The sequence below is a fragment of the Streptomyces sp. NPDC004610 genome (assembly GCF_040609715.1).
Classification (GTDB): Bacteria; Actinomycetota; Actinomycetes; order Streptomycetales; family Streptomycetaceae; genus Streptomyces.
Genome location: NZ_JBEXLA010000005.1, coordinates 207,869 through 229,429, shown reverse-complemented (window position 1 = coordinate 229,429; position 21,561 = coordinate 207,869). Strand labels below are relative to the sequence as shown.

Here is a 21,561-nt window from a genome sequence, read left to right as displayed (position 1 = left end):
CGGTGGTGGGTCCCTCGCGCAGTTCCCCGCGCCCCTATCGGGGCGCCTCTGCGGCCGTCGCGAGAATCGCCCACCGGTGCGCGTCCGGCAACCGCGCGCTGGGAGGCAAGCATCCGTGCGCGCACGGGCGTCGCGCGGGGTGGGGACCGGCCACAGTGAGGCCGGGCGGGGCTCCCGGTGCGCGGTACGGACGCGCGGCCCGCCGAGACCGCGAGGAGATCCATGAGCCCCACAGCGCCGCGTGCGGAACGCCGGACCATGACGGGCCGGGACCCCGAGGAGCCGCACCGGGCGGCGACCTCGCTGGAGCTGCTTTTCGACCTGTGCTTCGTCATCGCGGTGGCGCAGGCGTCGCACGGGCTGGGGCACGCGGTGGCCGAGGGGCACTCCGTCGAGGGGGTGCTGCGCTACGCGGTGGTGTTCTTCACCATCTGGTGGGCGTGGATGAACTTCACCTGGCTGGCCTCCGCCTACGACCCCGACGATGTGCCGTACCGGCTGGCCGTGCTGTTCCAGATCGCCGGGTCGCTGGTGCTGGCGGCGGGGGTGCAGGGGGCGTTCGCCGAGGGTGACCTCGTGCTGATCACCCTGGGCTATCTGCTGCTGCGGACGACGCTCACCGTGCTGTGGCTGCGGGTGGCCGGGGCGGACCCGGGGCGCCGGAGGACCGCACTGCGGTTCGCGCGGGGGGTGATGGTGTGTCAGGTCGGGTGGGTGGGGCTGCTGTTCCTGCCGGACCCGGTGTGGGCGGCCGGGGTGGTCGTGATGATCGTGGCGGAGATGGCCGTACCGGTGTGGGCGCAGGCCGCCGGGATGACGCCCTGGCATCCGGGGCATATCGCCGAGCGCTACGGGCTGTTCCTGCTGATCGTGCTCGGTGAGTCGATCGCGGCGGCGGCCACGGCCGTACGGGAGGCGTTCGGCCGGGAGCATCAGTCCGGGGCGCTCTACGCGCTCGCGGCGGGCGGGCTGCTGACGGTGTTCGGGATGTGGTGGCTGTACTTCACCCGCCCGGCCCACGCCCTCCTCGCCACCACCCACCGGGTGAACCGGCGCCGGTTCACCTGGTCGTACGGCCACTATCTGGTGTTCGCCGCCGCGGCGGCGGAGGGCGCGGGGCTGGCCGCGTACGCCGAGTTGCTGACCGGTCATGGGGCGGGGCCGGTGGCCGGGGCCGCGGTGACCGTGCCACTGGCGGTCTTCCTGCTCACCGTCTGGGCCGTGCACATACGGCCGCACCGGCGGGGTTCGCGGGTGGAGTGGGGGTATCCGGTGGTGGCCGCGCTGCTGCCGGTCGCCGCGCTGCTGCCCGCGCCCGCGCTGACGGCCGGGGTGCTGTCGACGGCGCTGGTCGTCGCGGTCGTGGTGTCGGACCGGAGGGCAGGAGCGGGAGCGGGGATGAGGGAGGAGAAGGGGGCCGGGTGGCTCTTCGCGGGGCGCTCGCCGCGGGGCTGAGCCGGGCCGCGCCCGCCGGTGTCTCCGTGCACGGTCAGGACAGAGGCAGTGCACATGCGGCGAAAGCGGCGGCGCTGTTCCGGCCTAACGTCGGGGCAGCCCGGCAGCGCGCCCCCGCTGGCAGCGGCCCACCGCGTCCGGCACTCCCCCGTACTGAAGGAGGTTGACCCAGGTGTCACCCATGCCCGTCGGCGGGCTCGTGCCCCGAGCCGCCGACACCGACGCCGCCGATCTCGTCGTCCGCAACGCGACCGTCCACACCGGCGATCCGCGCCGCCCGCACGCCGAGGCGCTCGCCGTGCGGGACGGGGTGATCACCGTCGTCGGCGACGACAGCGACATGGCCCGGCACATCGGTGCGCGCACCACGGTGGTCGACGCCCTCGGCCGCCGGATGGTCCCCGGTCTCAACGACGCCCATCTGCATGTGATCCGGGGCGGCCTCAACTATGTGCTGGAGCTGCGCTGGGACGGGGTGCGGTCGCTGCGGCAGGGTCTCGCCATGCTCCGCGAGCAGGCCGGGCGGACACCGAAGGGACAGTGGGTGCGCGTGGTCGGCGGCTGGTCGGCCGAGCAGTTCGCCGAGCGGCGGCTGCCGACGGTCGCCGAGCTGAACGAGGCCGCCCCGGACACCCCCGTGTTCGTCCTGCACCTCTACCAGGCGGCCGTCCTCAACCGGGCCGCGCTCAAGGCGGCCGGTATCGGCAGGGGCACCCCGGAACCCAAGGGCGGCCAGATCGTGCGCGGCCGGGACGGGGCGCCCACCGGCATGCTGCTGGCCGCGCCCAGCGCGCTCATCCTGTACTCGACGCTGGCCAAGGCGCCGGTGCTGGAGGGCGCGGACCGCACCACGTCGACCCGGCACTTTCTGCGCGAACTCAACCGGTTCGGGCTGACCTCGGCGATCGACGCGGCGGGCGGCTTCCAGAACTTCCCCGAGAACTACTCCACGGTCGTCGAACTGGCCGCCGCCGGACAGCTCTCCCTGCGGATCGCCTACCACCTCTTCCCACAGACCGCGGGCCAGGAACTGGACGATCTGCGGCGCTGGACCGAGACCGCCCGCCCCGAGGACGGCGACGCCTGGCTGCGCCTCAACGGCGCCGGGGAGAACCTCACCTGGGCCGCCGCCGACTTCGAGAACTTCGCCCAGCCCCGGCCCGAACTCGCCCCCTATGAGAGCGAGTTCGAGAAGGCGGTCCGGCTGCTGATGGAGCACGGCTGGGGCTTCCGGCTGCACGCCACCTACGACGAGACCATCCGCCGCGACCTCGCCGTGTTCGAGAAGCTGGCCGCCGAGGGACTGTTCCCCGCCGGGAACCGCTGGCTGTTCGACCACGCGGAGACGGTGTCGGCGGACAGCCTGGACCGGGTCGTCGCGCTGGGCGGCGCGATGTCCGTGCAGAACCGGCTGTCCTTCCAGGGCGAGGCGTTCCTGCGCCGCTACGGCCCCGGCGCCGCCGCGGACGCCCCGCCGCTGCGCGAGATGCTCCAGCGCGGACTGACCGTCGCCGGGGGCACCGACGCCACCCGGGTCTCCACCTACAACCCATGGGTGGCCCTGCACTGGCTGATCAGTGGCCGCACCCTGGGCGGAGCGGCCCTGCGCCCGCCGTCCAACCGGGTCGACCGGCGCACCGCGCTGGACATGTTCACCCGCGCGGGCGCCGTCCTGACCGGCGAGGAGCAGGTCAAGGGCGTACTACGGCCCGGCTGTTACGCCGATCTCGCGGTGCTGTCGGAGGACTACTTCGCCGTCCCCGAGCCGGAGATCGCGCACATCGAGTCCCTGCTGACGGTCACCGGCGGCCGGATCGTCTACGCCGCCGCCGAGTACGAGGGCCTGGACGAGGCCCTGCCCGCCATCGCCCCGGACTGGAGCCCGGTCGCCCACTACGGCGGCTACCAGTCCGGCCGGGCGAACCCGGTCCCGGGCGTTCAGCAGGCGCAACGGATCGGCGAGGCCGCCGCCGAGTCCGAGCGGCACCGGCTGTGGCGTGCGGACCGCGGTCTCGCCGCGCGGCACACGGCGGACGAACTGGCGGGGGCGTTCTTCGACCCCTGCTTCTCCCTCTGATCCCCCAGATGACTCCCGTCCCCCCGCGGGACGGGCCCACCGAGGCGCGGACACCGGTCCGTGCCCTGCTGTGAAACCGAAGGAAAGGCACCCCCTCATGGTCGACATCGCCCAGGTCACCGCCACTCCCGGTCCCGACCTGCTGACCCCGGACAACTGCGCGGTGCTGCTGGTGGACCACCAGCCCCAGATGTTCTTCGCCACCGGCAGCGGTGACCGCACCTCGATCATCAACGCGACCGTGGGTCTCGCCAAGGCCGCCAAGGTCTTCGGTGTGCCGACGGTGCTGAGCACGGTGGCCGCCGAGTCGTTCTCCGGCCCGCTCCTGCCGCAGATCGCGGCCGTGGACCCCGACAACGACGTCATCGACCGGACGACGATGAACGCCTGGGAGGACGAGGCGTTCGTGGCGGCGGTCAAGGCGACCGGCCGGCCCAAGCTGGTGATAGCGGGCCTGTGGACCGAGGTGTGCGTGGTGGGCCCGGTGCTCTCGGCGATCTCCCAGGGCTACGAGGTCTATGTGGTCGCCGACGCCTCGGGCGGGGTCAGCCCGGAGGCCCATGAGCACGCGCTCCAGCGGATGGTGGCCGCCGGTGCCGTCCCGGTCACCTGGGTGCAGGTGCTGCTGGAGCTCCAGCGGGACTGGGCGCGCACCGAGACCTACAGGGCCGTGACGGAACTGGTGAAGGAGCACGGCGGCGCCTACGGCATCGGGGTCGTCTACGCCCAGGCCGTCATCGGCGCGCACGCGGCCGGCTGAGCCACCGGTCGGGCACAGGCGAGTCAGGAACAGACGGGAAGAACCATGGACGCTGGACTGCTGCTGCTGCGGCTGGTGGTGGGAGTGCTCATCGCCGGTCACGGGGTGCAGAAGGTGAGTCATCTGCTGGGCGGCGACGGGCTGGAGGGCGGGACGGAGGAGTTCCGCCGGGACGGGTTCCGGGGCGGGCGGCTGACCGCGGTCGCCGCGGGCGGCAGCCAGATCGGGGCCGGGCTGTTCCTGGCCACGGGACTGCTCACCCCGCTGGCGGCGATGGCCGCGATGGGGGTGATGACGGTCGCGGGCACGGTCAAGTGGCACAAGGGCCTGTGGGTCCAGCACGACGGGTACGAGTATCCGCTCGTCCTGGTCGCCGTGTCGGCCTCGCTGGCGCTGACCGGTCCGGGCCGCTGGTCCCTGGACCAGGTGCTGGGCGTGACGCCCTGGCCGGTGTGGATCGCGGTCGCGGCGATCGTGCTGGGGCCGCTGAGCGGCCTGTTCACCCGGGCCGCGCTGCACCGCCGCCCGGCTACGGCCGGAACGGACGCCGGAACGGGCTCCGGGACGGACTCCGGAACGGACTCCGGAACGGACTCCGGAACCGGCTCCGGGGCGAACTCCGGGACGGGCTCCGGGGCGAACTCCGGGACGGAAGGGGTTCGTCGTGCGCGCACTGCTGACTGACCTCTACCGGACCGTGGTCCCGCCCCGGGCCGACCCGCACGGCCCGCTGCCGCCGCTGATGCTGACCCTGACCCTGATCACCGGGCTGGTGGACGCGGTGAGCTACCTGGGCCTGGGCAAGGTGTTCGTGGCCAACATGACCGGCAACGTGGTCTTCCTCGGCTTCGCGCTGACCGGCGCGGACGGGCTGTCCGCCCTGGCCTCGGTCGTGTCCCTGGCGGCGTTCCTCACCGGGGCGCTGGCCGGGGGCCGCCTGGCGTCCCGGTTCGCCGCGAACCGGGGCCGGATGCTGGCGGCGATGACGGCGGTCCAGGCGGTGCTGGTCGCGGTCACCGTGGTCGCCGCCGCGACCACGGGCGGGGAGGTCACCACGACCGTCCGGTACGTCCTGATCGTGTTCCTCGGGGTGGCGATGGGCGCGCAGAACGCGGTCGCCCGGCGCCTCGGCGTCCCGGACCTCACCACGACCGTCCTGACGCTGACCCTGACCGGCCTGGCCGCCGACTCCCCCACGGCAGGCGGCAAGGCGCCCCGCCCCGGGCGGCGGATCCTCTCGGTGCTGGTCATGTTCCTCGGCGCACTGGCGGGGGCGGTTCTCATCGAGTCCGGCCGGTTCACGCTGCTGCTGGGGATCGTCCTGGCGCTGATCGTCGCCACCTCGGTGGCCGCGTACCGGCTGTCGGCGTCCGGCGCGGACTGGACGCGTCCGCCGGCGTCCTGAGCGACCTCGTCCACCACTGGGCGGCCGGACCCTGGGTCCGGCCGCCCTCGGCTGTTCCCGGGCCCAAGCCCGGCCCCGGCCCCGGCCTCAACCCCTGCCCCCTGCCACAACTCCCGCCACAACCCTCACCATCAGACTTAGTCCAACGTATTGACAAACAACTGCCGTGATTCATACCGTCCGAAGGAACCAACCACCCGGCACCGCCCGAACAGGAGCCGCTTCCGCTTCGGGTCCTTCGCCGGGTGTCTTCCGCCCCACTCACCACTTCGACCGCCGCACGGCCGCACGCGGCGCCGAGGGGAGCGTGCTTCCACTTGACCACCCACACCCGGCGGGCGCTGATCGTCCGCGGCGGTTGGGACGGGCATCAGCCCGTGACCATCAGCGACCTGTTCGTCCCGTTCCTCAAGGAGCGGGGCTTCGCCGTCGAGACCAGCGAGGACCTCGCGGTGTACGCGGACGCGGAGCGCCTCGCGGCGAATGACATCGTTGTCCAATGCTGGACCATGGGCACCCTGACCCGGGAGCAGGGCGCCGGGCTCGCCGCCGCCGTGCGGGCGGGGACGGGCTTCGCCGGCTGGCACGGCGGCATCGTCGACAGCTTCCACGACCATGGCTACCACCTGCTGACCGGCGGCGCGTTCGTCCTGCATCCGCCCGGCTTCCACGACCACACCGTGCGGTTGGTGCCCGAGCGGGCCGACCATCCGGTGATCGCGGGCCTCACGGACTTCGAGGTGCACACCGAGCAGTACTGGGTCCTCACCGATCCGCACAACGACGTGCTCGCCACCACCACCTTCCCGCCGGACGAACTGCGCGACCGGGCCTCGGTGGTGCCCGCCGTGTGGACGCGGACCTATGGCGCGGGCCGGGTGTTCGTCTCGACCATCGGGCACAAGCCGGACGACTTCGATGTGCCGCAGGTGCGCGCGCTGACCGAGAGGGGACTGCTGTGGGCGAGCCGTTGAGGGTCGGCATCGTGGGCGCGGGCAAGATCAGCGGCGCCTATCTGGCCACCCTGGACAAGCTGACCTCCGTACGGCTGACCGCCGTCACCGATCTGGACCGGGATCGTGCGCGGTCGCTGGCCGCCCAGGCGGGCGGCGGGGTGGCGGTGGCGGCGGACGTCGGTGAGCTGGTCGCGCGGGACGACGTGGACGCCGTCCTCAATCTGACCGTCCCGGCCGCGCACGCGGAGGTGGCGCTCGCGGCGCTGGCCGCGGGGAAGCATGTGTACGGGGAGAAGCCGCTCGCGGCGGACCGCAAGGAGGCCGACGCGGTGCTCGCGGCGGCGCGGGAGGCGGGCCTGCGGGTGGGCTGCGCGCCGGACACCGTCCTCGGCACCGCGACCCAGACCGCCCGCAGGGCGGTCGACGACGGACTGATCGGCACGCCCGTGTCGGCGACGGCGTTCATGACGAGCGCCGGGCACGAGAAGTGGCATCCGGACCCGGAGTTCTACTACCGGCCGGGCGGTGGCCCGCTCCTCGACATGGGTCCCTACTATCTGTCCGCGCTGGTGCATCTGCTCGGTCCGGTGGTGAAGGTGACCGGTGCCGCCTCCCGGCCGCGCGCCGAGCGGACCATCGGCAGCGGGCCCCGCGCCGGGCACACCTTCCCGGTCGAGGTGGACACCCACATCACCGGTGTCCTGGAGCACGCGGACGGCGCACTGTCCACGCTGATCATGAGCTTCGACGTGCGGGCGGCGCGGCTGCCCCGGATCGAGGTGCACGGCACCGCCGCCTCGCTGTCGGTGCCGGACCCCAACGGCTTCGACGGCCCGGTCGAGATCCACCGGGGTGACGGCTGGCAGCCGCTGCCGGTGGCCGCCGGTTACCGCGGGGCCGGGCGCGGCACCGGACTCGCCGACCTCGCCGGGGCGCTGGAGGCCGGGCGCCCGCACCGGGCCTCCGCCGAACTCGCCGCGCATGTCCTGGATGTGATGCTGACGCTGCTGGACGCAGCCGGCGAGGGCCGCGCGCTCCCGGTGACCAGCACCTGTGAGCGCCCCGACCTGGTGCCCTGACCCGCGTCACCCATCGTCCCCTCTCCCCCGTCCCCACCGCCGCATACAGGAGACCGCCTCTTATGCACGACGATCGGAAGCTGGTCGAAGCCCGTCTCGAACGCGTTCTGCGCGAACGCATCCGGCCGGAGGTCCACCCCCTGTCGGTGCCGCTGTCCGTCGGGATCTGGTCCACCACCGGCGAGCCCGTGCCCGTCGCCGAGGGGCTGGCGGTGCCCACCCGCCCGATCGCCCCCGGCACCGCGTGGGGAGCGCCCTGGGGCACGAGCTGGTTCGAGGTGACCGGCACGGTGCCCGAGGAGTGGGCGGGACTGACCGTGGAGGCCGTGCTCGACCTGGGCTTCACCCCGCGCACCCCCGGCTTCCAGTGCGAGGGGCTCGTCTACCGGCCGGACGGCACCCCGGTCAAGGGACTGCACCCGCGCAACAACCATGTCCGGGTCGGTGCGCCGGTGGCGGGCGGGGAGCGGGTGCGCTGGCGGATCGAGGCGGCCTCCAACCCGGACATCGACGGCGTCGGCCGCCCGCCGTTCCAGCCGACGCCGCTCGGCGACAAGGAGACGGCGGGCGATCAGCCGCAGTACGTGCTGGGCGAGATGCGGCTCGCGGTGTTCGACGAGACGGTGTGGAACCTCGCGCTGGATCTGGAGGTGCTCGGCGAGCTGATGGCCGAGCTGCCGCTCGACGGGGCCCGCCGCTGGGAGATCCTGCGGGCGGTCGGCCGCGCGCTGGACGCCGTGGACCTCCAGGACGTCGGCGGGAGCGCGCAGGCGGCACGGGACGAACTCGCCGGGGTGCTCGCCACTCCGGCGGGCGCGACCGCGCACCGGATCAGCGCGGTGGGCCACGCCCATATCGACTCGGCCTGGCTGTGGCCGCTGCGCGAGACGGTCCGCAAGGTGGCCCGTACGGCGTCCAATATGACGGCGCTGCTGGAGGAGGAGCCGGACTTCGTCTTCGCGATGTCGCAGGCGCAGCAGTTCGCCTGGCTCAAGGAGCACCGGCCGGAGGTGTACGCCAAGGTCAAGAAGGCGGTCGCCGACGGGCGGTTCGTGCCGACGGGCGGGATGTGGGTGGAGTCGGACACCAATATGCCGGGGTCGGAGGCGATGGCCCGGCAGTTCGTGCACGGCAAGCGGTTCTTCCTGGAGGAGTTCGGGATCGAGGGCGACGAGGTGTGGCTGCCCGACACCTTCGGGTTCGCCGCCGGTCTGCCGCAGATCATCGCGGCGGCGGGTTCGACCCGGCTGCTCACCCAGAAGATCTCCTGGAGCCGCACCAACTCCTTCCCGCACCACACCTTCCGCTGGGAGGGCATCGACGGCACCCGGATCTTCACCCACTTCCCGCCGGTCGACTCCTACAACTGCGAGATGACCGGCGCCCAACTCGCCCACGCCGTCCGCAACTTCAAGGAGAAGGGGGTGGCGACCCGGTCGCTGGCCCCGACCGGGTACGGCGACGGCGGGGGCGGCACCACCCGGGAGATGGTCGCCAGGGCGGCCCGGATGCGCGCGCTGGACGGCGCCCCGGTGGTGGTGTGGGAGAGCCCGCGGGAGTTCTTCGCCCAGGCCGAGGCCGAGTACCCGGAGCCGCCGGTGTGGGTGGGCGAGCTGTATCTGGAGCTGCACCGGGCCACCCTCACCAGCCAGGCGGGGACCAAGCGCGGCAACCGCCGGAGCGAGTCCCTGCTGACCGAGGCCGAACTGTGGGCGGCCACCGCCGCCGTCCGGGCCGGGGCGCCGTATCCGTACGAGGAGCTGGACCGGATCTGGAAGACGGTGCTGCTGCATCAGTTCCACGACATCCTGCCCGGGTCGTCCATCGCCTGGGTGCACCGGGAGGCGCGCGAGACCTACGCGCGGGTGGCGCGGGAGCTGGAGGGGATCATCGGGGCGGCGCAGCGGGCGCTGGCCGGGGACGGGGAGGTGGAGCTGTGCTTCAACTCCGCCCCGCATGCCCGTGGCGGGGTCCCGGCGCTGGGCGCGGGGGTGCGCGCGGCGGGTGGCTCGGTGGTGCCGGTGCCGCGCGCCGGGGGCGGTTTCGTGCTGGAGAACGCGTGGCTGCGGGTCGAGATCGACGGGCGGGGCCTGGTGGTCTCGGCGTACGACCGGGAGGCCGGGCGGGAGGCGGTGGCGCCGGGGCGGGCGGCGAATCTGCTCCAGCTGCACCCCGACTTCCCCAACCAGTGGGACGCCTGGGACGTGGACGCGTTCTACCGCAATGTCGGCCGGGATCTGACCGGGGTGAGCGCGCTGGTGGCCGGGGACGGCGGGGTGCGGATCGAGCGGGCCTTCGGCGACTCGACGGTCACCCAGGTGCTCCGGGTGCCGGTGGACGCGGGGCGGCTCGACATCGACACCGAGGTGGACTGGCACGAGCGGGAGAAGTTCCTGAAGCTGGCGTTCCCGCTGGATGTGAAGGCCGACCGGTACGCCGCCGAGACCCAGTTCGGGCACACCTACCGGCCCACCCATCAGAACACCAGCTGGGAGTGGGCCAAGTTCGAGGCGTGCAACCACCGTTTCGTCCATGTCGACGAGCCGGGCTTCGGGGTCGCCGTCGTCAACGACGCCACCTACGGCCATGATGTGACCCGCTCGGTGCGCACCGGGGGCGACGGGGGCACGACGACGACCGTGCGGGCCTCGCTGCTGCGGGCGCCGCGCTATCCCGACCCGGAGACCGATCAGGGGGTGCACCGGTTCCGGCACGCGCTGGTGCCGGGTGCCTCGATCGGTGACGCGGTGCGCGAGGGCCACCGGGCCCAGCTGCCCGAGCGGCGGGTGACGGGCGCGGTGGAGCGGGTCGCCCCGCTGGTCGCCGTGGACACGGACGCGGTGGTGGTCAGCGCGGTGAAGCTCGCCGACGACCGCAGCGGGGACCTGGTGGTCCGGCTGTACGAGTCCCGGGGCGGCCGGGCCCGCGCCACGGTCCGGATCGACGGGGCCTGCGCGGGCGGGGCCGTCCGCACCGATCTGCTGGAACGGCCGCTCCCGGACGCCGGGCCACCGGCCCACCGGGACGGGGCGCTGGTGCTGGATCTGCGTCCGTTCCAGCTGGTGACCCTGCGCGTGCCCCGCGCCTGACCCGCCCCGCCCGGCACCCGCCCCTACAGTCCGAAGGTCTGTCACTCCCGCTCGCACCAGCTGTTCCGCACCGGCAAAGGACCGCTCATGACCGCACCACCCGCACTCCCCGAACGCCCCAGGGCGGTCTGTGTCATGGACCCGGCCGTCGTCGATCTCGTGCTGCCTGCGGAGGTGTTCGCGCGGCTGGCCTCGCTCACCGATGCCGTCCTGGTCGAGCCCTGGTCGGGGGCCGGGTACCCGAAGGAGCTGGCGGAGGCGGAGATCCTGCTCACCGGCTGGGGCTGTCCGCCGCTGGACGCCGGGGTCCTGGCGCGGGCGCCCCGGCTGCGGGCGGTGCTGCATGCCGCGGGCACGGTGAAGGCGCTGGTCGGGGACGCGGTGTGGGAGCGCGGGATCACCGTCTCGTCGGCTGCGGACGCCAACGCGGGCCCTGTCGTGTCGTTCACCCTGGCGCTCATCGCCCTCGCCGCCCGCCGCACCCTGTCGTCCGCCGCCGGGCACGGCACCGTCTGGCCCACCGTCACCGACCGGCCCGGCGCCGACGGGCTGCCGGTGGGCATCATCGGCGCGTCCCGGATCGGCCGGGGTGTCATCGAGGGGCTGCGCCGGGCCGACGCCGACTACCGGGTGCTGGTCAGCGACCCCCATGTCACCGACGAGGAGGCGCGGCGGCTCGGTGCCGAGCGGGTCGGACTCGCCGAGCTGTGCCGCCGCTCGGCGGTGGTCAGCGTGCACGCCCCGCTGCTGCCCGAGACGACGGGGCTGCTCGACGCCGGGCTGCTGGCGTCGATCCCGGACGGCGGGGCGCTGATCAACACCGCGCGCGGCGCCCTGGTGGACACCGAGGCGCTGACCGCGGAGTGTGCCGCGGGCCGGCTGGAGGCGTACCTCGATGTGACCGACCCCGAGCCGCTGCCACCCGGCCATCCCCTGTACTCCCTGCCCCATGTGCTGGTCACCCCGCACATCGCCGGTGCGCAGGGCAGCGAGGTCCGCCGCCTGGGCGCCTACGCGGTCGAGGAGGCCGCGCGCTGGCTGGCGGGCGAGCCCCTGCTCGGCGAGGTCACCCGCGACGGGCTGCGGCACCTGGCCTGACGGCCGCCGAGCGGGCCCGGACTTCCCGTCCCAGGGCCCTCGCCGCCTCCGACTTCCCGTCCCAGGGCCCTCGCCGCCTCCGACTTCCCGACCCAGGGCCCTCGCCGCCTCCGACTTCCCGACCCAGGGCCCTCGCCGCCTCCGGCTGCCCGGTCCCCACCCCCCGCGCCACCCTCAGACTTCCCTCCGCACAATCCGCCCCCGTACGCCCATGACGGAAGTTCATCGAACGATTCGACTAACGGCGATTCGATAAACCACCCGCCCAGGGATCGGCCGACGGTGCCCGTCTCTCGAAAGGCACTCCATGACAACGCTCCCACCACCGGCCACGGAAGTGGCCGAGAAGGGCCGACGGCCGGACAGGGGCCGTCTCCGCCGACCGGGCCGACTGCGACCGCACGGCCGCCGGGACCTCGCCCTGTTCTGGTTCGTCCTGCCGGGCCTGGCCGTCCTGCTGCTGTTCCACTATGTGCCGCTGCTCGGCCATGTGATCGCGTTCCAGGACTACCAGCCCTACATCGGCATCCTGCACAGCCCCTGGAGCGGCTTGGAGAACTTCTCCGTCCTCTTGGGCGGTGACGAGCAGTTCCTGCGGGCGCTCAACAACACGCTCCAGCTGACCCTGATCCAGGTCGTGTTCGTGTTCCCCGCGCCGATCCTGCTGGCACTGGCGCTGAACAGCCTGGTCAGCGAGCGGATCAAGAAGTGGATCCAGAATGTCCTGTATCTGCCGCACTTCCTCTCCTGGGTGGTCATCGTCGCCCTGTTCCAGCAGATGCTGGGCAACGCCGGGATGCTCAATCTCTTCCTCCAGGCCCAGGACATGGGCACCTGGAACATCATCGGCAACCCCGAGCTGTTCAAGACCCTGCTGACCTCCCAGGTGATCTGGAAGGACACCGGGTGGGGCACGATCCTGTTCCTCGCCGCCCTGTCCCGGGTGGACCAGAACCTCTACGAGGCGGCTGCGGCGGACGGGGCCAGCCGGTGGCGGCAGACCTGGCATGTCACCCTGCCCGCGCTGCGCGGTCTGGTCGTCCTGCTGCTGATCCTGCGGCTGGGGGACGCGCTGTCGGTGGGCTTCGAGCAGATCGTGCTCCAGCAGCAGGGCGTGGGCCTGGAGAACAGCGAGGTCCTGGACACCTATGTCTACAACAACGGTGTCGTCGGCGGGCAGTGGGGCGTCAGCGCCGCGGTCGGCCTGGTCAAGGGGGCCGTGGGGGTCGTCCTCGTGCTGGGCGCCAACAAGATCGCCCACTTCTTCGGCGAGGAAGGTGTGTACCGGAAGTGACCACATTGAATCCCGCGCGCCCGGTCCGCCGGAACGCGAAGGCGCCGGACCCGAAGCCCCCGAAGCGCACCTACAGCGCGATACCCGGCGAGACCCCGGGCGCGCTCCCCTGGCGGGCCACTAAGTCCGTGATCCTGCTGATCTGCGTGATCCTGGTCCTCCTGCCGTTCCTCGCCATCATCTCGACCTCGGTGGCCGGCAGCACGCAGGTGACCGAGGCCGGCGGCTATGTCCTGTGGCCCCGGGACATCACCTTCGGCGCCTACTCGGCGCTGCTCTCCGGCGGGCTGGTCTCGCAGGCCATGCTCGTCAGTGTCGGGGTCACCGTCGTCGGCACCGCGCTCAGCCTCGTCTGCTCGATCTTCCTCGCCTACGGGCTGAGCCGGCCGGGGTCCTTCGGACACCAGCCGGTGCTGATGCTGCTGCTGATGTCGATGCTGTTCGTGCCGGGGGTCATCCCCAGCTATCTGATGGTCAAGCAGCTCGGGCTGATCAACAGCTACGGGGCGCTGATCCTGCCCGGACTGATCAACGCGTTCAATGTGATCGTGCTGCGGTCGTTCTTCATGGGGCTGCCGCAGGAGCTGATCGACGCGGCCCGGATCGACGGGGCGTCCGAGATGAAGATCCTGCTGAGGATCGTGCTGCCGCTGTCGAAGGCGTCGGTCGCCGTCATCGGCCTGTTCTACGCGGTGACGTACTGGAACGCCTTCTTCAACGCGATGCTCTACATCAACGACACCGCCAAATGGCCCATGCAGATGGTGCTGCGCACCTATGTCGTCAACAACGCCCAGCTCAGCGGCGGTCAGGTGGATGTGGCGGCCGGGGCGCCGATCCCGCCGGTGCAGTCCCTCCAGGCGGCGATCCTGGTGCTGTCGATCCTGCCCATCGTGGTGATCTACCCGTTCCTCCAGCGGCATATGAACAAGGGCGTGATGGTCGGGGCGGTGAAGGGATGAACGACGAAGGAAGGAACCCAGTGAACAAGGGACGCACCCGCCGCGGGCCGGTGACCGCGGTGACGGACGGCATCACCCGCCGCGGGCCGGTGACCGCAGTACCGAACGGCATCACCCGCCGCGGTCTGCTCGCCTCCGCCGCCGGTGTCGCGGCCGGACTGACGCTCTCCGCCTGCGGCGACCATGTCCCGGTGTCGACCGCCGCGGCCAACGCCCAGGTGCCGCTGCCCACGTACCTCCCGTACCGGGGCGTCGAGACCGCCATGCCCGCGACCGCCGACGGAGTGGCCCCCGGCCATCTGCACTACCCCGAGGACCCCGTCCGGGCCTTCCCCGACGGGCCGCCCGCGAAGGGCGATCCGATCGACATCATGACGCTGATCTTCAACCCGGTGCCGCCGCCGGTGGACCGCAACACCATGTGGCAGGCCCTCAACCGGTACGTGGGCTGCGATCTCAACTTCCGGATCACGCCGGTCGGCGACTACCCGAGCAAGTTCGCCGTGACCATCGCGGGCGGCGATCTGCCCGACGCGATGCTGATGCTGCCGCCGAACTCCAACGCGGCGGCCTCCCCGGACATGATGAACACCCTGTTCGAGGACCTCACCCCGCATCTGTCCGGCGACGCCGTCCGCGACTACCCGTATCTCGCGAACATTCCCAGCGCCTCCTGGGCGATGACGGTGTTCAACGGCGGGATCTACTCGGTGCCGATGCCCCGGCCGCTGTCCGGCGGCCCCAACTTCGTGCGGCTCGATCTGCTCAAGGAGCGCGGCCTCGACCCGAACCCGAAGAACTGGGCCGAGTTCGTCAAGCTGTGCCAGGACGCCACCGACCCCAAGGCGGGCCGGTACGCGCTCGGGGAGAGCGTCACCGCCTGGGACTTCGCGATGCAGTCGCTGGGCGCGCCCAACAAGTGGCGCGAGGAGGGCGGCCGGTTCACCTGGTACCACGAGACCGAGGAGGCCAAGCAGGCCCTGGACGCCGTCCGGTCGCTCACCAAGGCCGGGCTCATGCACCCGGACACCTACACCGTCCTCGGCAAGGCCAAGGAGTGGTTCGGCACCGGGCACACCGTCATGAACCCCGACGGCCCGGTCGCCTGGAACGACTACTACACGGTCTACGGCCCGAACGCGAAGGGCATGGACATCGGCCACATGATCGCGCCGGGCTGGGACGGCGGCGCGGGCGTGCAGTGGCAGGGCCAGTCCAGCTACGCCACGCTGCTGCTGAAGAAGGCGCCCAAGGCACGGATCCAGCAGATCCTGCGCGCCCTGAACGCGCTCGCCTCCCCCTTCGGCACGGACGGCTATCTGCTGCGCAAGTACGGCGTCCAGGGCCCCGATCACACCCTGCGCGGCACCGATCCGGTGCTCACCCCGCAGGGCACCGCCGAGGTCACCCTGCCGACAATCTTCGCCACGGACGCCCCCTTCACCCTCTACTATCCCAATAAAACGGACATCGTGGCCGATCAGTACGCCTTCCAGAAGCAGGCGATCCAGCAACGGCTGCCCAACCCGGCCGAATCCCTGTACTCGCCGACCAACGCCAGGAAGTCGGGCCTGCTCCAGACCGGTCTGGACGACACCCGCAAGGGCATCATGCAGGGTCGTCTCCCGCTCAGCGAGTGGGACGACGCGATGAGGACCTGGCGCAGGGAAGCGGGCGACCAGATCCGCGCCGAGTACGAACAGGCGTGGGAGGCCCGGACCGCGTGACCAGGGACCCAGCGGAGACCGGGAAGACGCGGGAGGAACGCACCCGCATGACCCAGGACCCAGGACCCGGCGGAGATCGAGGGAGACCCGCATGACCCGTACCCCCGCCCAGGACGAGGGAGAGCCGCGCCCATGACCCGTACCCCCGCCGAGGACCGTGCCCACGGGGAGCGGGCCCCCGCCCAGGACCGTGCCCATTGGGAGCGGACCCCCGCCCACGACCGTGCCCACTGGGAGCGGACCGCCGACCGGATGCTGCTCGCCGTCCGGCCCTACGCGAGCGACTCGCACTCCCTCATCCGGCTCCCCGGAACCCCCAGTTCCAGCGGCCCTCTCAGCGACGGTCTGGAGGGCTTCGCCCGGACGTTCCTGCTGGCCGCGTTCCGGCTGGCGGGGGCGGGCGGCGCCGATCCGCACGGCCTCGCCGAGCGGTACGCGGCCGGGCTCGACGCCGGTACCGACCCGGCGCACCCCGACCGCTGGCCGTCGTTCGCCGAGTGCAACCAGGCCAAGGTGGAGGCCGCGTCCCTCGCGCTCGCCCTGCACGAGACCCGCCGCTGGATCTGGGACCGCCTCGACGACCGGGTCAGGGAACGGTTCCTGGACTGGCTGGCACCGATGGTCGGCGACCCCATGCCCGGCAACAACTGGATCTGGTTCCAGGGCGTCACCGAGGCGTTCGCCCGCACGGTCGGCGGCCGGTGGCGCCAGCAGGACCTGGACCGCACGATCGGCCTGACCGACGGCTGGTACGCGGGCGACGGCTGGTACTCCGACGGGCTGACCGGCGGGGAGCGCCGCAACTTCGACCACTACAACGGCTGGGCCATGCATCTGTACCCGCTGTGGTTCTGCCGCGTCCTCGGGGACCGGGCACCCGCCGGACTGCTCGACCGCTACCGCGCCCGCCTCACCCGCTTCCTCGCCGACCAGCGGCTGCTGATCGGCGCGAACGGCTCCCCCCTCGTCCAGGGCCGCTCGCTCACCTACCGGCACGCGGCCCTCGCCTCCCTGTGGACCGGCGCCCTGTTCGACGCCACCCCGCTCGCCCCCGGCGAGACCCGGGCCCTCGCGAGCCGCATGCTGGACCACTTCACCCGGCACGGGGCCACCGACGAGCACGGGCTGCTCACCCTCGGCTGGCACCGGCCCTTCCGGGGCGTCCTCCAGGTCTACTCGGGACCGGCCTCGCCCTACTGGGCCAGCAAGGGCTTCATCGGGCTCGCCCTGCCGCCGGACCACCCGGTGTGGACCGAGCCCGCGCTCCCCCTGCCCGTCGAGCGCGCCGACTTCACCAGGAGCCTGGCGGCGCCCGGCTGGCTGGTCTCCGGCACCCGCGCCGACGGGATCGTCCGGGTCGTCCAGCACGGCGGCGACCACGCCGACCCGGCCCGGCCGCACAGCGACGACCCCTGCTACGCCCGGTTCGCGTACTCGACGCACACCGCGCCCGAGACCCCGGGCGACCCCACCGCGGGCAAGGCGTCCTGCGCGGACACCGACCCGCTGGACAACGCGGTGGTGCTGCTCGACGCCGCCGGCCGTGCCTCGCACCGGCGCCCGGCGACCCGGGTCTCGTGCGGCGACACCACCGCCGTCTCCCGCAGCCGCGCCCACTGGCCGGCCGACGCGACCTGGGACCCCTTCGGCGGCCCCGACACCGGCTCCACCCTGGGCCCCTGGATCACCGTCGGCTCCGCCCTGCGCGGCACGATCGAGGTACGGGCGGTACGGGTGGACCCGGCGCCGGGCGCCCCGGAGGGCGACGGACGGGTGCTGCGGATCGGGGGGTGGGCGGTGGCGACCGGGGCCACCACGGGGACCGCCACGGGGACCGGGGATACCACCAGTACCGGGGCCACCATCGGCGTCGGGGCCACGACAGGTACTGGGGCCACCACCAGTACTGCGGCCACCTCCGGCACCGGGGCCACGACAGGCACCGAGGCCACCACCAGTACCGGGGCCACCACCGGCACCGAGGCCACGACAGGCACCGAGGCCACCACCGGCACCGAGGCCACGACAGGCACCGAGGCCACCACCGGCACCGGGGCCACCACCAGCACCGGGGACACGACAGGCACCAGGGCCACCTCCGCAGCCCCCTCCCCCACCGCCCGGGTAGAGGGCACCGCCGGGCTGGTGTCCTCCGTCGTCGGGGCGCACCGGCTGCCGCTCGCGGCCGTCGTCCCCGGTACCGACAGCAACGCGATGGGCGCCGAGTCGGCGACGCCGGTCGTCCTGACCGAGGGGCCCGTCGCCCACGGCACCCTGTACCTCGCCCTGATCCATCTCGGTGCCGCCGATCCCGCCGCCCTGCCCGAGGTGGCCGCCCGCGCCGAGGGCACCGCGCTGTGCGCGGACGTGACCTGGCCGGACGGAGCGCGGGACATCGTCCGGCTGCCCGCGCCCGACCCGTCGTACGACCCCTGGAAGGACGTCTCCCGTGCATGACGACCGCCGGATCATCGAGGCCCGGATCCGCAAGCTGCTGGACCGGGTGATCCGTCCCGCCCTCTACAGCGACCCGCGGCCCTTCGCCCTGAGCGCCTGGTTCGTGGACGGGGAGCCGGTGCCGGTGGCCGACGCGCTCGGCGCCGACTACGCCCCCTTCGCCCTGGGTTCGACCTGGGGCCGCCCCTGGGCGACCACCTGGCTGCGGGCCCGCGCGGACCTGCCCGGGGCGTGGGCGGGCCGCCGGGTGGAGGCCCTCTTCGACCTCGGTTTCGACCTCACCAAGGGACCCGGCGGCCAGGCCGAGGGCCTGGTCCACGACGCCGACGGCTCCCCCCTCCAGGGCCTGCACCCCTACAGCCGTACGGTGCTGCTGACCGAGGGCGCGGCCGGGGGTGAGCGGGTCGACCTGCTGATCGAGCTGGCCGCCAACCCGCCCATCGTCGGAAGCGCGGGCCTGCATCTGCACCACGGCTCCCCGGACACCTCCGGCGAGGCCCATATCTACCGTCTCGAACAGGCCGAGATCGCGGTGCGCGAGGACGATGTCTGGCATCTCGTCCATGACATCGAGGTGCTCGACGAGCTGATGCACGAGCTGCCGCTCGGCTCCTCCCGCCGCCACGAGATCCTCTACGCCCTGCGCCGCGCCGCCGACGCCGTCGACCCCACCGATGTCCCCGGCACCGCCGCGGCGGCCCGCGCCCGGCTCGCCGAGGTGCTGTCCCGGCCCGCCCACGCCTCCGCGCACACCCTCGCCGCGGTCGGCCACGCGCACATCGACTCCGCCTGGCTGTGGCCCGTACGGGAGACGATCCGCAAGTGCGCGCGCACCTTCACCAATATGACCACCCTCGCCCAGGAGTACCCCGAGCTGGTCTTCGCCTGTTCGTCGGCGCAGCAGTACGCCTGGATCAAGGAGCGGCGGCCGGAGATCTTCGCGCGGATGAAGAAGGCCGCCGCCGACGGCACCTGGGCGCCGGTGGGCGGGATGTGGGTGGAGGCGGACGGCAATCTGCCCGGCGGTGAGGCGCTGGCCCGGCAACTGGTGTACGGGCGGCGGTTCTTCGCCGAGGAGTTCGGGGTGGAGCAGCGGGGGGTGTGGCTGCCGGACTCGTTCGGTTACACGGCCGCCTATCCGCAGCTGGCCCGGCTGGCGGGCGCCGAGTGGTTCCTCACCCAGAAGCTGTCCTGGAACGAGACCAACCGGCTGCCGCACCACACCTTCGACTGGGAGGGCATCGACGGCACCCGCATCTTCACCCACTTCCCGCCCGTCGACAGCTACAACGCCTCCCTCACCGCCGCCGAACTCGCCCACGCGGAACGGAACTTCAGCGACAAGGGCGTGGCGACCCGCTCCCTGGTGCCGTTCGGCCACGGCGACGGCGGGGGCGGCCCGACCCGGTCCATGCTGGAGAAGGCCCGGCGGCTGCGGGACCTCGAAGGCTCCCCCAGGGTGACCGTGGAGTCGCCGGACGCGTTCTTCGCGGCGGCCCGCGCCGAGCGCGACCGGCTGCCGGTGTGGCGCGGCGAGCTGTATCTGGAGAACCACCGCGGCACCTACACCAGTCAGGCCCGCACCAAGCGGGGCAACCGGCGCAGCGAGGCCCTGCTGCGCGAGGCCGAGCTGTGGGCGGCCACCGCCGCCGTCCGGGCGGGCGCCCCCTACCCGTACGAGCAGTTGGAGTCGCTGTGGCGGCGGGTGCTGCTGAACCAGTTCCACGACATCCTGCCGGGCTCCTCGATCGCCTGGGTGCATCGGCAGGCCGAGCGGGAGTACGCGGAGATCGCCGCCGAGCTGGAGACGCTGATCGCGGACGCGGCCGGGCGGCTGCCGGGTGGGCCCGCGCTGCTCAACGCCGGTCCCTACGCCCGCCGTGAGGTGGCGGTCGTCGCCGGTCGGGCGGCCGGGGGACAGGCGCTGTCCGACGGGCGGACGGCGGTGCTCGCCGAGGTGGGCGCGCTGGCCTCGGGCGGCACGGTGGACGCGCCGAGGCGGCCGGTCACCGCCGTCGCCGAGGACGGCGGCTTCGTCCTCGCCAACGGTGTCGTCACCGTCCGGGTGGACGGGCGCGGGCTGATCACCTCCGTGTACGACCACACCGCCGGACGCGAGGCCATCGCCCCGGGCGCGGCCGGCAATCTGCTGCAACTCCACCCCGACGACCCGACCCTGTGGTCGGCGTGGAACATCGACACCTACTACCGGGACGTGGTCCACGACCTCGACGGGGCCGACGCGGTGACCCTGGCCGACGAGGGTCCGCTGCTCGCCTCGGTCCGGGTCGAGCGGACGCACGGGGCGTCACGGTTCGTCCAGCATGTGGAGCTGGCCGCCGAGAGCCGGCGGGTCACCGTCCGCAACGACATCGACTGGCAGGAGCGCGACACCGTGCTCAAGGCGGCCTGGCCGCTGGATGTGCACGCCGAGCGGGAGAGCGCGGAGATCCAGTTCGGCCATGTCCAGCGGCCCACCCATGAGAACACCAGCTGGGACGCGGCCCGCTTCGAGCTGTGGGCGCACCGCTGGGTCCATGTCGGCGAACGGCACTGGGGCGCGGCGCTCCTCAACGACTCGACGTACGGCCACGACATCCGCCGTGACACCCGCCCCTCCGACGGCGGCACCACCACGACCGTACGGCTCTCCCTGCTGCGCGCCCCGCACAGCCCGGACCCGGACGCGGACCGCGGTCGGCACACCTTCACCTACGCGCTGCTGGCGGGCGCCGGGATCGAGGAGGCCGTGGCCGGGGGGTACGCCCTGAATCTGCCGCTGCGTCCGGCGCCCGCGCGCGCGGAGGCGCTGATCGCCCTGGACACCACCGATGTGGTGGTCGAGTCGGTGAAACTCGCCGACGACCGGGGCGGCGATGTGGTGGTGCGGCTGTACGAGGCGTGCGGGGGCGCGGTGTCGGCGCGGCTGACGGCGGGTTTCGCGCTCGCGGGCGTGAGCGACTGCGACCTCCTGGAGCGGCCGGAGCGGGAGCTGCCGCGCGCCGGGGACACCGCCGACGCCGTCGGTGCCGTCGACCTGCGGCTGCGGCCGTTCCAGATCCGCACGCTGCGGCTGCGGCCGGCGGGGGGAGGGGCTGGAGCCTGACCGCCGCGCGGGCGGGCTGTGCCTCACGGCCACGGCCCCGCCCCTGTCCGTTCCCTGCGCGTTCCCTGCACGTTCTCTGCGTGTTCCCTGTGTATA

General features: G+C 73.0%; 13 protein-coding genes and 1 pseudogene. All 14 read left to right on the top strand.

What is annotated here, in order from left to right; all coding sequences use genetic code 11:
- The first annotated feature begins 222 nt into the window (after positions 1 to 222).
- The 14 genes and pseudogenes from ABZX40_RS07790 (at position 223) to ABZX40_RS07725 (ending at position 21,465) form a co-directional block, all read left to right on the top strand.
- Complete coding sequence (locus tag ABZX40_RS07790; RefSeq protein ID WP_355731087.1) at positions 223 to 1,455, top strand: low temperature requirement protein A; 1,233 nt, start codon at positions 223 to 225, stop codon at positions 1,453 to 1,455.
- A 181-nt stretch (positions 1,456 to 1,636) separates the two neighbouring features.
- Entirely contained in the window at positions 1,637 to 3,532 is a 1,896-nt protein-coding gene (locus tag ABZX40_RS07785; protein ID WP_355731495.1) for an amidohydrolase, read from the top strand.
- A gap of 97 nt (positions 3,533 to 3,629) precedes the next feature.
- Positions 3,630 to 4,292, top strand: coding sequence for a hydrolase (locus ABZX40_RS07780; protein WP_355731085.1), 663 nt, complete (start codon positions 3,630 to 3,632; stop codon positions 4,290 to 4,292).
- A gap of 45 nt (positions 4,293 to 4,337) precedes the next feature.
- Positions 4,338 to 4,820 (top strand): annotated as a pseudogene (locus ABZX40_RS07775) (DoxX family protein); the annotation flags it as partial.
- Between the two features lie 136 nt (positions 4,821 to 4,956).
- Complete coding sequence (locus ABZX40_RS07770; protein ID WP_355731083.1) at positions 4,957 to 5,697, top strand: YoaK family protein; 741 nt, start codon at positions 4,957 to 4,959, stop codon at positions 5,695 to 5,697.
- Positions 5,698 to 6,014: 317 nt separating this feature from the next.
- Positions 6,015 to 6,671, top strand: a complete 657-nt coding sequence (locus ABZX40_RS07765; protein WP_355731081.1) for a ThuA domain-containing protein — start codon at positions 6,015 to 6,017, stop codon at positions 6,669 to 6,671.
- Positions 6,656 to 7,732, top strand: a complete 1,077-nt coding sequence (locus tag ABZX40_RS07760) for a Gfo/Idh/MocA family oxidoreductase (protein WP_355731079.1) — start codon at positions 6,656 to 6,658, stop codon at positions 7,730 to 7,732. Before ABZX40_RS07765 ends, ABZX40_RS07760 begins: the two co-directional genes overlap by 16 nt.
- A gap of 62 nt (positions 7,733 to 7,794) precedes the next feature.
- On the top strand, positions 7,795 to 10,821 hold the full coding sequence (locus ABZX40_RS07755; protein ID WP_355731077.1) for a glycoside hydrolase family 38 C-terminal domain-containing protein: 3,027 nt from the start codon (positions 7,795 to 7,797) through the stop codon (positions 10,819 to 10,821).
- 87 nt (positions 10,822 to 10,908) lie between these two features.
- A complete protein-coding gene (locus tag ABZX40_RS07750; RefSeq protein WP_355731075.1) occupies positions 10,909 to 11,919 on the top strand; it encodes a hydroxyacid dehydrogenase in 1,011 nt (336 codons plus the stop codon).
- A 307-nt stretch (positions 11,920 to 12,226) separates the two neighbouring features.
- Positions 12,227 to 13,213 carry an ABC transporter permease subunit gene (locus tag ABZX40_RS07745; RefSeq protein WP_355731074.1) on the top strand — a complete coding sequence of 329 codons (987 nt, stop codon included), beginning with the start codon at positions 12,227 to 12,229 and terminating at the stop codon, positions 13,211 to 13,213.
- A complete protein-coding gene (locus tag ABZX40_RS07740; RefSeq protein ID WP_355731072.1) occupies positions 13,210 to 14,175 on the top strand; it encodes a carbohydrate ABC transporter permease in 966 nt (321 codons plus the stop codon). The genes ABZX40_RS07745 and ABZX40_RS07740 overlap by 4 nt, the downstream gene beginning before the upstream one ends.
- A gap of 20 nt (positions 14,176 to 14,195) precedes the next feature.
- Positions 14,196 to 15,902: an ABC transporter substrate-binding protein gene (locus ABZX40_RS07735; protein ID WP_355731070.1), complete on the top strand. Its 1,707-nt coding sequence runs from the start codon at positions 14,196 to 14,198 to the stop codon at positions 15,900 to 15,902.
- Positions 15,903 to 16,034: 132 nt separating this feature from the next.
- Entirely contained in the window at positions 16,035 to 18,359 is a 2,325-nt protein-coding gene (locus ABZX40_RS07730; protein WP_355731068.1) for a DUF2264 domain-containing protein, read from the top strand.
- A complete protein-coding gene (locus ABZX40_RS07725; RefSeq protein ID WP_355731066.1) occupies positions 18,352 to 21,465 on the top strand; it encodes a glycoside hydrolase family 38 C-terminal domain-containing protein in 3,114 nt (1,037 codons plus the stop codon). Before ABZX40_RS07730 ends, ABZX40_RS07725 begins: the two co-directional genes overlap by 8 nt.
- Positions 21,466 to 21,561 lie beyond the last annotated feature (96 nt).